This is a genomic window from Bartonella sp. B12(2025), assembly GCF_053795135.1.
Genome location: NZ_CP200031.1, coordinates 515326 through 529494 on the forward strand (window position 1 = coordinate 515326; position 14169 = coordinate 529494).

At 38.3% G+C, this 14169-nt stretch carries 8 protein-coding genes and 1 pseudogene; 5 read left to right on the forward strand and 4 right to left on the reverse strand.

Annotated features, from left to right (window positions below):
* The first annotated feature begins 97 nt into the window (after positions 1-97).
* The 3 genes from rpoC to V3564_RS02210 all read left to right on the forward strand — a co-directional run bounded on the left by rpoC (position 98) and on the right by V3564_RS02210 (position 7958).
* Positions 98-4309: a DNA-directed RNA polymerase subunit beta' gene (gene rpoC, locus V3564_RS02200; protein WP_455481204.1), complete on the forward strand. Its 4212-nt coding sequence runs from the start codon at positions 98-100 to the stop codon at positions 4307-4309.
* A 1199-nt stretch (positions 4310-5508) separates the two neighbouring features.
* Positions 5509-6189 carry a nitroreductase gene (locus tag V3564_RS02205; RefSeq protein ID WP_455481205.1) on the forward strand — a complete coding sequence of 227 codons (681 nt, stop codon included), beginning with the start codon at positions 5509-5511 and terminating at the stop codon, positions 6187-6189.
* Positions 6190-6554: 365 nt separating this feature from the next.
* A complete protein-coding gene (locus V3564_RS02210; protein WP_455481206.1) occupies positions 6555-7958 on the forward strand; it encodes an L-serine ammonia-lyase in 1404 nt (467 codons plus the stop codon).
* A 494-nt stretch (positions 7959-8452) separates the two neighbouring features.
* On the opposite strand, the gene V3564_RS02215 is transcribed toward V3564_RS02210, so the two are convergent.
* Entirely contained in the window at positions 8453-8731 is a 279-nt protein-coding gene (locus V3564_RS02215; RefSeq protein WP_455481207.1) for a hypothetical protein, read from the reverse strand.
* A 32-nt stretch (positions 8732-8763) separates the two neighbouring features.
* Positions 8764-10113 (reverse strand): serine hydrolase, encoded by a 1350-nt coding sequence (locus V3564_RS02220; RefSeq protein WP_455481208.1) that lies wholly within the window; start codon positions 10111-10113, stop codon positions 8764-8766.
* A 240-nt stretch (positions 10114-10353) separates the two neighbouring features.
* On the opposite strand from V3564_RS02220, the pseudogene V3564_RS02225 reads away from it, so the two are divergent.
* Positions 10354-10726, forward strand: a pseudogene (locus V3564_RS02225) (ATP-dependent Clp protease adaptor ClpS).
* Positions 10727-10732: 6 nt separating this feature from the next.
* Positions 10733-13078, forward strand: coding sequence for an ATP-dependent Clp protease ATP-binding subunit ClpA (gene clpA, locus V3564_RS02230; RefSeq protein ID WP_455481209.1), 2346 nt, complete (start codon positions 10733-10735; stop codon positions 13076-13078).
* Here the strand turns inward: clpA and V3564_RS02235 are convergent.
* Together V3564_RS02235 and V3564_RS02240 are read right to left on the reverse strand one after the other, a co-directional pair.
* On the reverse strand, positions 13067-13507 hold the full coding sequence (locus V3564_RS02235) for an HIT family protein (protein ID WP_455481210.1): 441 nt from the start codon (positions 13505-13507) through the stop codon (positions 13067-13069). The genes clpA and V3564_RS02235 overlap by 12 nt on opposite strands.
* A 136-nt stretch (positions 13508-13643) precedes the next feature.
* Positions 13644-14105, reverse strand: a complete 462-nt coding sequence (locus V3564_RS02240; RefSeq protein ID WP_455481211.1) for a RidA family protein — start codon at positions 14103-14105, stop codon at positions 13644-13646.
* Positions 14106-14169: the final 64 nt, after the last annotated feature.

The following is a 14169-nucleotide window of genomic DNA, read 5'->3' on the forward strand; positions in this document are numbered from 1 at the left end:
CAGACAGTTTAAAAGTAGAAGTAGGTTTTAAATGAGATCTGTGATAGAATTAGTGAGATATTACAACAGGTTCTAAGAATCTTTGAAGGAGAACAGCATGAACCACGAGGTCATGAATCTTTTCAATCCTCAAGCGCCAGCGCAAACATTTGACTCTATTCGTATTTCTATTGCGAGCCCTGAGAAGATTTTGTCCTGGTCGTATGGTGAGATTAAGAAGCCTGAGACTATTAATTATCGGACTTTTAAGCCAGAACGTGATGGTCTTTTTTGTGCACGTATATTTGGTCCTATTAAGGACTATGAATGTCTATGCGGTAAATATAAGCGCATGAAATATAAGGGCATTATCTGTGAGAAGTGTGGTGTTGAGGTTACTCTTTCGCGTGTGCGTCGTGAGCGTATGGGGCATATTGAGCTTGCGGCACCTGTTGCTCATATTTGGTTTCTTAAATCGTTACCAGGTCGTATTTCTACACTTTTAGATTTAACTTTGAAGGATATTGAGCGGGTTCTCTATTTTGAGAATTATATTGTAACAGAGCCAGGATTGACATCCCTTAAGCTCCATCAGCTTCTTTCCGAAGAAGAGTATATGCTTGCTATTGATGAGTTTGGGGAAGATCAGTTTACAGCTATGATTGGTGCTGAGGCTATTTACGAGCTTCTAGCTGGCATGGAATTAGAGAAAATCGCGAATGATTTGCGCATTGAATTAGCCAAAACCACTTCGGAGTTAAAGCAGAAAAAGCTGATTAAGCGGCTTAAAATCGTTGAGAATTTCCTTGAATCTGGTAATAAACCGGAATGGATGATTATGAAGACGATTCCAGTCATTCCACCCGATTTACGTCCATTAGTTCCGCTTGATGGAGGACGTTTTGCAACGTCAGATCTTAATGATCTTTATCGGCGTGTTATAAATCGTAATAACCGCTTGAAACGTCTGATTGAATTGCGTGCTCCTGGAATTATTGTGCGTAATGAGAAGCGTATGGTGCAAGAAGCTGTTGATGCATTGTTTGACAATGGACGGCGTGGGCGTGTAATTACTGGGGCAAATAAGCGTCCGTTAAAGTCTCTTTCAGACATGCTAAAGGGTAAGCAAGGGCGTTTTCGTCAAAACTTACTTGGGAAGCGTGTTGATTACTCTGGGCGTTCTGTTATTGTAACGGGCCCTGAATTAAAATTGCATCAGTGCGGTCTTCCAAAAAAAATGGCTCTCGAGTTATTTAAGCCGTTTATTTATGCGCGGCTTGATGCAAAGGGGTATTCATCAACTGTAAAACAGGCAAAGAAGCTTGTTGAAAAAGAGCATCCAGAAGTTTGGGATATTTTAGATGAGGTTATCCGTGAACATCCTGTTTTACTAAATCGTGCTCCAACATTACACCGTCTGGGGATTCAAGCTTTTGAACCTATTTTGATTGAAGGGAAAGCTATTCAGCTTCATCCATTGGTATGTACTGCTTTTAATGCGGATTTTGATGGTGATCAAATGGCGGTTCATGTTCCGCTTTCTCTCGAAGCACAGCTTGAAGCTCGTGTTTTGATGATGTCTACCAATAATATTCTGCATCCAGCCAATGGTGCACCAATTATTGTTCCGTCACAGGATATGGTTCTTGGCCTTTACTATCTTTCGATTGTTTCCGAAAAAGAGCCGGGTGAGGGGATGGCCTTTTCTGATATAGGTGAACTTCATCATGCCTTGGAAAATAAGGTTGTAACTCTTCATACGAAGATTAAAGGCCGTGTTAACAATATGGATAAGGATGGAAAAAAAGTTTCTAAACTTTATGATACAACACCTGGTCGTTTGATTATTGGGGAGCTTTTGCCAAAAAATCCGAATATCTCATTTGATATTGTCAATCAAGAAATGACTAAAAAGAATATTTCTAAGATGATTGATCAGGTTTATCGGCACTGTGGGCAAAAAGAGACAGTTATTTTCTGTGACCGTATTATGCAGCTGGGCTTTTCTTATGCTTGTCGTGCGGGAATTTCATTCGGCAAGGACGATATGGTTATTCCTGATAGCAAGTCGCGTTTGGTTGCAGAAACAGAAGCTTTGGCTAAAGAATATGAACAGCAATATAATGATGGTCTGATTACGCAAGGTGAAAAATATAACAAAGTCGTAGATGCTTGGGGTAAATGCACGGATCGTGTTGCGGATGAAATGATGAAACGTATTCAGGCTGTCGAATTTGATCCTAAAACAGGTCGGCAGCGGCCAATGAACTCAATCTATATGATGTCGCATTCTGGTGCGCGTGGTTCAGCTAATCAGATGAAGCAGTTGGCTGGTATGCGTGGATTAATGGCAAAGCCATCGGGTGAAATTATTGAAACACCAATCATTTCAAACTTTAAGGAAGGTCTAACAGTTAATGAGTATTTCAATTCGACTCATGGTGCACGTAAAGGACTTGCTGATACTGCGCTAAAAACAGCGAACTCTGGTTATCTGACGCGGCGTCTTGTTGATGTCGCACAGGATGCTATTATTTCAGCAGTTGATTGTGGTACTGCAAAGGGTCTTACTATGCAGCCGATTGTTGATGCAGGACAAATTGTTGCGTCTCTTGGGCAAAGAATTCTTGGTCGTACGGCACTTGTTGACATTTTGCATCCGGTTTCTGGAGAGGTTATCCTTGAAGGTGGAGCGATGATTGAGGAGGCTGATGTTTCTAAGATTGAAGAAGCTGGCATTCAGTCTGTTCAAATCCGTTCTGCTTTGACATGTGAAACGCGCCTTGGTGTTTGTGCCAAATGTTATGGTCGTGATTTGGTGCGTGGGACGCCGGTTAATCAGGGTGAGGCAGTTGGTGTTATTGCTGCTCAGTCCATTGGTGAACCGGGAACACAACTTACTATGCGTACTTTCCACTTGGGTGGAACAGCGCAGGTTGTTGACTCATCTCATTTAGAGGCCTCTTATGAAGGTACGGTGGAGATTCGTAATCGTAATGTAGTTCGCAACTCTGAAGGCCATTTGGTGGTTATGGGACGTAATATGGCTATTCTTATCAAGGATGAGGCCGGAAAAGAACGTGTTGTGCATCGTGTTAGCTATGGGGCGCATGTTTTTGTTGATGATGGTGACGTGGTTAAATGTGGCCAACGTATAGCAGAATGGGATCCTTATACACGTCCAATTTTAACTGAAGTTGAGGGTTATGTAGGCTTTGAAGATATGGTCGATGGTTTATCAGTTACTGAAACAGCTGATGAATCTACGGGGATTACGAAGCGTTTGGTGATTGATTGGCGTGCTAATCCGCGTGGTGCTGATCTAAAACCAGCCATTATCATCCATGCAGATAAAAAAGGTGAAACAATCGCCAAATTGTATAAAGGAAATGAAGCTCGTTACATGATGTCAGTGGAAACCATTCTTTCTGTTGAGCCTGGTGCTCATGTTAAGGCCGGCGATGTTATTGCTCGCTTGCCAATGGAAAGTGCTAAGACAAAAGATATTACAGGTGGTTTACCACGTGTGGCTGAGCTTTTTGAAGCGCGGCGTCCAAAGGATCACGCTATTATTGCTGAAGTCAGTGGTACAATTCGATTTGGTCGTGGTTATAAGAATAAACGTCGTATTATCATTGAACCAAATGATGAAACTCTTGAATCAGTAGAATATTTGATTCCAAAGGGTAAGTTATTTCACTTCCAAGAAGGCGATCAAATTGAAAAAGGGGATTATATTCTTGATGGAAATCCAGCCCCTCATGATATCTTGGCGATTAAAGGTGTTGAAGCTTTGGCGTCTTATTTGGTTAATGAAATTCAGGAAGTTTATCGTTTGCAAGGTGTTTTAATTAATGACAAGCATATTGAAGTGATTGTTCGTCAGATGTTGCAAAAAGTTGAAATTACTGAGTCTGGAGATTCTGGCTATATTCCAGGTGATAATGTTGATCGTATTGAGCTCGATGAAATCAATGATAATTTGATTGCGGAAGGGAAGAGACCCGCATCTGGTAATCCCATCCTTCTTGGAATTACGAAAGCATCTCTTCAAACACCATCTTTTATTTCGGCAGCATCATTTCAGGAAACAACTCGAGTACTTACTGAGGCAGCAGTTTCTGGTAAAATTGATACTTTGCAAGGCCTTAAGGAGAATGTTATTGTTGGTCGTCTTATTCCTGCGGGTACAGGTGGTACGATTGCTCAAATCCGCCGTATCGCTGCAATTCGTGATGATTTGATCGTAGATGAGCGGCGCAAGTCTAGCAATAACGAGATAGCTAAGGCTGTGTTGCCAAATATGACAGCTGAAGCAGTTGCTGAATAACTTCAATGTATGTAAAAAGTGATATAAAAGCGCCAGAGTCTAGGGTTTTGGCGTTTTTTAGATTTAAAAATAAAAGTTGCGTGTTTTTGATCAATATGACTGTAAAAACTTTAAGGCGATCGTTATTTTAAGAATTTTTGCAGCTTGTTGTATTTTCTTTAATGATACCCATTTTTTTCTGTTGCTTCATTTATAAAGTTTCTTATTTTTGCAGCCAGATAAAAAATTTATTTTCAGATACATTTAAAATCGAAAAGTGCTAAGGAATAGGTAATCATGTGCTGAGAGAAGATAGTAGATTATTTAAAAACGAGGTAACTATTGGTTTTGGATGTTTTTAGAAGAATTTTTTGATTAATATCTTCTATAAAGATTGAAAAAAACATCATAATCAATGATTAAAATTTTTTTCCGCAGTCCAAAAATAATTTATTTTCTATTGTACAATGCTGCATGACGAGAAAGTTTTGTATTTCTTATATTTAAGAATGCAGGAAAGCAGAGTATAAAGTGCTAACTAAAGTTTTATAAAAACAGATATGTTTTTGATAACAGTGTGGTCTATGAAAATAGATTGGTGAAATGCACGGGTATTATCCAATTGGTGAATTAACACACGAATTTTCAATAACTGTTCGGATTTTGCATTATTATGAAGAGTAAGAACTTCTTGTGCTGTTTCGATTGGGGAGCATACGGGGCTTTATACACAAACGGATTATCATAAATGAAAACAAATACTGCACGCTAAAATAATTAAATTTTTTCTTTATCTGAAATATTTGATACGTTGACTATGGTTGAAAAATCACTTAAAAATAAAATGAGATTTAAAGAGTCAATTGCAGGGATTGACAAAAAGCGGGGTGGTTTACATAAAATGCGGCGCGATCGATATTAATGATCTGCTATATAGTTTAGAAGACATCGGGAGAGCTTTTTAAAAAGTTTAGCTGAGTTGGGGGGTAATTGTTAATTTTAAAGTTTATTTCATTCGTTTTAAATGATTTACTTTCCATTAAAGGAGACGGCCTGTTGTCTTGTCCTCTAATAACAAGCGTCGGTGGGATATCGAATCTATGAGCTATTGTGGAGGGGTAGGTTGAATGAAAAGAATTGCTGAAGGTGTTTCCACAACACTTTAGTTGTAGATAAGCAGATAACGGTATCAAATTCATTTTCAAAGAGAAAGTAAAATAATGGAAAATGATTCTCATATTGATGTTTTTCAATCTATTCTATCACGTAGAGCAATTCGAGCTTTTACCGATCAGCCGGTTTCACAGAAAATAATCAAAGAAATTTTAGAATTTGCAGCACGTGCACCATCTGGGGCAAATATTCAGCCATGGCAAGCAATTGTTCTTACAGGAGATACATTGAAAAAAGTAGGGCAAGAGCTTTCACAGCTTGTACTTTCAGGTGTAGAGACAGAGCGTGATTACTATTATTATCCACGTGAGTGGCGTGAACCTTATCTTTCAAGGCGTCAAAAAATGGGTTCGGATCTTTATACGAGCCTTGGAATTAAAATAGATGAGAAGGAAAAAATACTTCGCCAGAAGGTGCGAAATTTTTCGTTTTTTGGTGCGCCTGTAGGAATTTTGTTTACAATGGATTACGATATGGAAGTAGGGAGTTGGCTTGATTTAGGCATGTTTATGCAGACTATTATGTTAGCGGCGCGCGGATTTGGATTAGATACATGTCCTCAGGCTTCTTTTTCTGATTATCATAAACAAATTCGTACACTTTTATCTGTGCCTTCTGACCGACGCATTATCTGTGGTATGTCGCTTGGCTATCGTGATGCGAACGCTCCAGAAAACAATGTTGAAGTTGTACGCGAACCAATTGAGAACTTTGTACGTTTTGTTTAATCATATTTATAGAATATTTTTTATGTAAGTGAGCATAAATTTTAAGAACTTTGGGCATTATAAAGATATTTTGATGAGAAGCTCTCATTCTTATTGAATTTTAATGCTGCATGTTAACACTTATTTTACTACGTCTTGAGCAGTAAGAGAGTGGTTATTTTTAGAGCCGTGTAGGATCATTGTTTTTTTTAAAAAGGTTAGCTATGGAACGCGCTATAGAAAGAAAGTGTTGGGTGGTAGCAAGACGAGCGACATTCGTATTTATTGCTATCATTTTTTTAGCTTATCTCGCAATTTGATTTTAAATGGAACAAGCGTGATAAAAAAGTGTGTACTCAAATATGTAAGCAGTGTTGAGGTGATAGGTGTTCTTATCTGTCTTTGAGCTTTTTAAAATTGGCATTGGTCCTTCCAGCTCACATACGATGGGGCCAATGACGGCTGCTAATATGTTTCTGCAAGAGATTTTTGCACGAAACTTTTCTCAACTATCTGATACTAAAATTTCTCGTATACGTGTTTATCTTTATGGTTCTTTGGCTTTCACAGGAATTGGTCATGCTACAGATAGAGCTATTATATTAGGACTTTTGGGAGAAAAAGCCTCCACTATTGATCCTGATCGTATGGAATTCATGTTAGAAAAAGTTACACGTGAAAAAAAGGTGCAGCCAGAAGGCCATCCCGCTTATCAGTTTGATTTGCAAAGTGATCTTATTTTTGAACGAAAGAAAATCCTACCTGGGCATGCTAATGGACTTGCGTTTGAAGGTGTTGATGCTGATGGGAATATTCTTTTGCGGCAGATTTATTATTCTATCGGTGGCGGTTTTGTTGTGACCGAAGATGAATTAAACCATATAAATGGTAATGTTAATAGACAACAAGAAACGTTTGAGGTGCCATATCCTTTTGATTCTGCGAGCAAAATGTTATCAATGGCGGAAAAGTCAGGACTTTCAATCGCTGAAATGAAGCGCCTAAACGAAGAGACGAAGATGGAGCGTTCTGCTCTTGATACGGGGCTTGATAAAATTTTTTCAGCTATGACAAATTGCATTGATAGAGGTCTTTCACAAGAAGGTGAATTGCCAGGTGGACTGCGTGTTCCAAGGCGCGCTAAAAAGTTGCACGAAATGCTTTTGGAAAATCAAAAGAAAAATCACAATTACCCACTTTGTGCAAACGATTGGCTTTCAGTATATGCTATAGCAGTGAATGAGGAAAATGCCGCCGGTGGTCGTGTTGTTACGGCACCTACGAATGGGGCAGCTGGTGTTGTACCTGCAGTTCTACGTTACTATCTTCAGTTCAATGATGATTCAGATCAAGATGGAATACATAATTTTTTATTGACGGCAGCAGCTATTGGTGGTGTCATTAAACATAATGCCTCTATTTCTGGTGCAGAAGTTGGTTGCCAAGGTGAAGTTGGGACGGCGTCTTCAATGGCGGCTGCAGGATTGACTGCGGCTTTAGGTGGTACACCAGCTCAAATTGAAAATGCAGCAGAGATTGCGCTTGAGCATCATTTGGGAATGACGTGTGATCCGGTTGCAGGCCTGGTGCAGATTCCTTGTATTGAGCGTAACGCAATGGGAGCCGTTAAGGCGGTGACAGCTTCTTCTCTTGCATTACATGGTAATGGGGATCATTTTGTTTCTCTTGATTCTTGTATAGAAACAATGCGTCAAACTGGACACGATATGAGTGAACGCTACAAAGAGACAAGTAAAGCTGGCCTCGCAGTTAATGCTATATCTTGTTAAAGCGTGCAACGGATTTCATTTAGTAAACTTTTTATGGGTTGTTCATCAATAAGAGATTCGTATTTTAAAGTTTCTTTATGTTTTGAAAAAAGTTGAATTTAAGAAGTAGCTTAGACAACTTTGTACAATATTTATATTTCTTGGATGAATTTGTGTGTTGTTGAGAAGAGGGTCTTCTTCATTAGATTTTTCATGAGAGTATCTAAGCAGTTAGAAAAGCTTGTATCCAATGGAGATTACTTTTTTCTTATGAAAAATATCAAGGATAATCTTTGATATTAAATACAAAAGTGAAACAATATTTGGTGTTTTCTATGTATTGTAAGGAATGGTTTTATTTAAAAGCTGATCAAATAGTTGGACAGAAACTTGCAAGCGCGATTCTTATAAATCTAAGAAAAAATGCGTTTGTTAGAGGATTTTTTTTTAAGACTGTAGACAATGTGCGAATGCTCTCATTAACAAAATAGTTCTTGCAGAAATTATCTATAGAACTAAATATTTGTTGCACCTAGACGAATTTTAATAGGAACGTTATCAGTTTGGCTTGCAACGCGTAAATGAATGCGTACAGGAGGCATTGTAAGGCGACGATTTCGCATTGTTTGGCAAATGAGAAGGTTGACGAGGGACTGTGTGTCTAATGTAGCTGGAGTATATTTTAAACCAGAAAGTTTTGTCATAGCATCGTGAAGAGAACGCAATGAGAGAAGAGATGATTGCTTCAATAACTTTTCTTTTTCATGAGATGAAGCAAGAGCATTATGTGTCATGATACTATCCTTAACGCAGAATTCAAAAACTTTTAGTAAGCTATAGTATAGCAGTTAAAATTTGCTTTCTTTAACGTAGAACAAGCATTGAATGCATCTTTTTTTGATTGAAAGCCTATAAACCGCGCACGGTAATAGCGATGTCCGCTTTTTTCGAACAGTTGCATATGTGAAGATGAGTGCTTTAAAGTTGAGTAAGCTATATTTTTTGCTTTTAAAAGCAGAGTTTTTGCTTGTTCTTTACTAGGAAGAGAACCAATTTGGATGGCCCATCCGGCATTTGTGGACAAAGAGGCTGTAACAATCTTATTAGTCTCAACGGGTATAGCTCTTTGAGGATTAGGAATTGGTATAATTGCTTGGTTTACAGCGGCTATTGCCGTATTGGAATTTTTAGGTTGTTCTGCAAACGCTGTCAACATAGTGGAAATTTTGTCATCAAAATTGGTTGGTTCAGCTTTAACGATCGGTATAGGAGTATTTGCGCCAGTAGGTAAGTTATAGTGCACAGAAGCTATTAAGTGTTCATTACTTTTCATCCTGCTTGCTTTTGGTAGATATTTCTTCAATAAGCTGGCCATATGTTCATCACGTGCGGTAGATGATTTACCTCCCATAACGACAGCAATGATAGAGCGTCCTTCAAGACGCATTGAAGTTGCTAAATTAGAACCTGACATTTGTGTGTAGCCTGTCTTAATTCCATCGACGCCTTTCATTACTTTGACGAGTTTATTGTGGCTGTTAATTGTATGCCCATGGAAAGTAAAACTTTTTATTTTGAATAGCTTATACTGTTGTGGAAAATGTCTGCGTAGGGCTAATGACAAAGTGGCCATATCACGTGCCGTAGAATAATTGTGCACATCCGGAAGTCCTGAAGCATTTGCAAAATGCGTATGTAGCATGCCAAGTTTACGGGCTTTAGCTGTCATCATACGAGCGAAATTTTTTTCACTGCCACCGAGATACTCTGCAATAGCCGTAGCAACATCATTTGCTGATCTTGTAATGAGCGCTTTAGCCGCTGCTTCTGCAGAAATTGTTTGACCTGCCTTAAATCCAATTTTTGTTGGCGGGCGCATTGCTGCATAACGTGAGACGGGGATAGGTGTATTTGGTGTCACACGACGTATATGTATAGCCTCAAAAAGTATGTACAGCGTCATCATTTTTGTTAAAGAAGCAGGATAACGTTTCAACGTTGCGTTGGCTTGAAATAAAGTTTTTCCTGTATTTGCATCTATAACGATAGCAGCATACTTATCAGGATAAGCTTCTTGAGGAGTAGCTGATGCCCAAGAGTAAGAAAGAGCTAAAACAACAAAAGCAACTGCTACTTTTTTGTAGCAGTGCACAATTTTTTGGCAGTTAATATACACTTGCAGTATCCTATTTCTCCATTTACTTTGAAAAACTTGTAAAGCTCTTTTTTCTGTAGCTTGTTGATGCAATTTAGACGAATGATGTTACTAATTTGTTTACAGAAGTTATTTTGTGAGTTTCTGTATTTGACTTAAACCTAAACATAAAAGAAAGTTTTCTTCTTTACATAAGCAGGTATTGCAATAGTTATGAAGGAATTTAAGATTCATAAAAAATGTACTGCAAGAAGAAGGATGATGATACAGAAGCTAGTAGCGAACTCTATGACCCATATTGCACAATGAAAAGGGCAAAAATTAGGATGAAAGCTGGAACGAGACTGTTATAATATCTAAAGAGTGGCAAAAGCCTAAGTTGTATCGTGTTCTTTTACTTAATAATGACTACACATTTATGGATTGTGTTATTTTTATTTTGAAAAACTTTTTGTTTCAAAGAAGCAGTGCGTATTATGTAAAATGTTTATCAAGATAGGATAGGATAGGATAGGATAGGATAGGTGCATGCGGAACTTATAGTTGTGAAGTGGCTGAAATGAAAGTAGTACAAGTTAGGGAGTGTGCACATCAAAATGAACATCCATTACAATGTGTAATGGAATGGAAGTGAGGGGTTATGCCATCTTTTACACCTAGTCTTGAAGAGGTTTTGCATCGTGCATTAACAATCGCTGCTCAAGCACGGCATGAATATGCAACATTAGAGCATCTTCTGCTTGCTCTGCTAGATGATGCAGATGCAAGTTTAGTTATTCAGGCTTGTCAGGTAGATGTAGAAGAATTGCGAGAGCGCTTAACCAACTATATACAGTCAGAGTTGGATGCGCAGATTAGAGATGATGAGGATACAAAATCAACAACATTTTTCCAGCGTGTTATCCAACGTGCAGTGATTCATGCTCAATCAGCTGGAAAAGATGAAGTATCAGGAGCAAACGTTCTCGTTGCAATTTTTTCTGAGCGTGAAAGTTATGCAGCGTATTTCCTTCAAGAAATGGGGATGACACGCTGTGAAGCTATGCATTTCATTTCACATGGACGGGATGACGGATTATCCATGTTGCTTGAAGGGCTTGAAGAGCAGTTGGATCAGCAGATTTTGGATGATAGTGAAAAGGTAACAAGTGCACTTACTACTTATTGTGTTGATCTTAATTGTAAAGCACGTAATGGAAAAATTGATTTATTAATTGGTCGTGAAATAGAAATTTCACGCATGATACAGGTTTTATGTCGACGGTCGAAAAACAATCCGCTTTTGGTTGGTGATCCTGGCGTTGGAAAAACCGCTATAATTGAAGGATTGGCAAAACACATTGTTGATGGGCAAGTACCCGAAGTTTTATCAAGTACAACGATATTTTCCCTTGATATGGGAGGACTTGTTGCTGGTACACGTTATCGTGGTGATTTTGAAGAACGGTTAAAGCAAGTTATTAAAGAATTTGAGCAGTATCCAGATGCTGTTTTATTTATTGATGAAATTCACACTTTAATTGGAGCTGGAGCTACATCAGGAGGGAATATGGATGCGGCAAATCTTTTAAAACCTGCATTATCTTCCGGAAATATTCGATGTATTGGTTCGACGACTTATAGGGAATATCGTAAAATTTTTGAACAAGATCGTGCTTTAGAGCGCCGTTTTCAGAAGATTAATGTTAATGAGCCTTCTATTGCCGATGCAATTAAGATTTTGCAGGGACTAAAGCCCTATTTTGAAGACTTTCATCAGATAAAGTATACTGATCAGGCGATGAAGGCATCTGTAGAATTATCTTCACGTTATATGATTGATCGCCGGTTACCTGATAAAGCGATTGATGTTGTTGATGAAAGTGGTGCAGCGCAAAAGCTTTTGCCAAAGAAACAACGGAAAAAGAGTATAGGTGTTAAAGAAATTGAAGCGACTGTTGCCGTTATGGCAAGGATTCCACCAAAGGCAATTTCTGGTGATGAGCAGAAGACTCTTAGCAAGCTTGAAGGAGAACTCAAACATGTTGTTTATGGACAAGATCAAGCAATTTCCGCATTAGTGTCATCAATAAAATTAGCGCGAGCAGGTTTGCGCGAATCAGATAAACCAATAGGAAGTTATTTATTTTCAGGACCAACAGGTGTAGGAAAAACTGAAGTTGCAAAACAGCTTGCATCTTCTTTAGGAGTTGAATTGTTACGATTTGATATGTCAGAATATATGGAACGGCATACAGTATCACGCTTAATTGGTGTTCCTCCAGGTTACATTGGGTTTGATCAAGGAGGTCTTCTTACAGATGCAGTTGATCAGAGGCCTCATGCAGTTTTATTATTGGATGAGATTGAAAAAGCGCATCCAGAGTTATTTAACATTTTATTACAGGTGATGGACTATGGTAAGTTAACAGATCATAATGGCAAAAAAATTGATTTCCGCAATATCATTTTAATTATGACAACCAATGCTGGTGCTTCAGATATGGCAAAATCAGCTATCGGATTTGGAAAAGTACGTCGTGATGGTGATGATATTGAAGCAATTAATCGGCTATTTACACCAGAGTTTCGTAACCGGTTAGATGCAATCATTCCGTTTGCTCCTTTATCTCAGTTAACTATCAATCAGATCGTACAAAAGTTTATTTTTCAGCTTGAAGCACAATTAGCTGATCGAGGAATTTGTTTTGAATTAAGTCCTACTGCAATGGTTTGGCTTTCCAGTAAAGGATATGATTCTCAAATGGGAGCACGTCCATTGAGTCGTGTTATACAAGAACATATTAAGAAGCCGTTAGCTGACGAAATTTTATTTGGAAAGTTACGCAATGGTGGCATGGTTCGTGTATTGACACAAAAATCAAACGGGGAAAAAGCGAAGTTGCAGTTAAAAATTTCATCTTCTGATGTGTCTATTGGCTCAAAAAATAGCAAAACAACGCACTTTACAAAAAAACGTGTGGGGAAAAAAAGCTCAACGACTTAAGAGCGCTTTAAGAGCTGCACGGATTTTTTTTGCATTCTCTTCAAGTATTTCTGTAGGCGTTATAACATTATTATGGGGCGCAAGCTCTACTCCTTCCATACGTGGTATAATATGGAAATGGAGATGATAGACGGTTTGTTGACTAGCTGCTTCATTAAATTGCATAACTGTTATACCGTCTGCTTGAAAAGCTTTTTTGACGGCATTGGCGATTTTTTGAACTGCTTTAATAACTGGAAATAGTGTTTCAGTATCTGCGTCTAGTAGGTTTCTAGAGCCTTTTCGGGGAATAACCAATGTATGTCCTGGTGCTTGTGGCATGATATCCATGAATGCAATGACATCATCATCTTCATAAACACGAACGGAGGGGATTTCATTACGAATCAATTTAGCAAAAACATTGTTATTGTCATAAGCTTGTTTCATACAAATATCTCCTTTTATGAATTTTGATTCAGAACTTTAATTTCAAAACTGAGATGCGAAGGTTGAGTAGAGGGCTAAAAAAGAAGATTTCACACTCAATCATCGCTTTATGTAGATGTGCTGTATTGATAAGGGATTAGATTTCTACGATGGCTTCAACTTCTACTGGAACGTCCATAGGAAGAGAGGCAACGCCAATAGCAGAACGGGCATGTTTCCCAGCTTCACCAAGGATATTGACAAGTAAATCAGAAGCTCCGTTGGCGATAAGAGGAATATCGGTAAAATGAGGATCTACAGCAACAAAAACGGTAATTTTTACCACGCGTTTTATTCTATTTAAATCACCGAGAGTTTCTTTGATTTGTGCGAGTATGTTTATAGCGCAAGCTTCTGCTGATTTTTTCGCTTGTTCGGCGTTAACGGTTGCACCAACTTTACCAATTGCTATTGGTTTTCCATCGGAAAGAGGAAGTTGCCCAGAGATAAAGAGTTGATTGCCACTTTGTGAAGTTGTTATGTAATTGGCAACAGGTTGTGCTGCTTCAGGAAGAATAATTCCAAAATTTTTTAGGCGGTTTTCAATCACATTTGTCATAATTTAAACTCCATAGCTGTACTATAATTATAATACGTTTGTTGCATAAACTATTTTTCAATTT

What these genes read in the sequence shown, in the direction of transcription:
- V3564_RS02240 (WP_455481211.1), bottom strand. Translation starts at nt 14,105, where the DNA reads ATGACAAATGTGATTGAAAACCGCCTAAAAAATTTTGGAATTATTCTT.
- V3564_RS02205 (WP_455481205.1), top strand. Translation starts at nt 5,509, where the DNA reads ATGGAAAATGATTCTCATATTGATGTTTTTCAATCTATTCTATCACGT.
- clpA (WP_455481209.1), top strand. Translation starts at nt 10,733, where the DNA reads ATGCCATCTTTTACACCTAGTCTTGAAGAGGTTTTGCATCGTGCATTA.
- V3564_RS02235 (WP_455481210.1), bottom strand. Translation starts at nt 13,507, where the DNA reads ATGAAACAAGCTTATGACAATAACAATGTTTTTGCTAAATTGATTCGT.
- V3564_RS02215 (WP_455481207.1), bottom strand. Translation starts at nt 8,731, where the DNA reads ATGACACATAATGCTCTTGCTTCATCTCATGAAAAAGAAAAGTTATTG.
- rpoC (WP_455481204.1), top strand. Translation starts at nt 98, where the DNA reads ATGAACCACGAGGTCATGAATCTTTTCAATCCTCAAGCGCCAGCGCAA.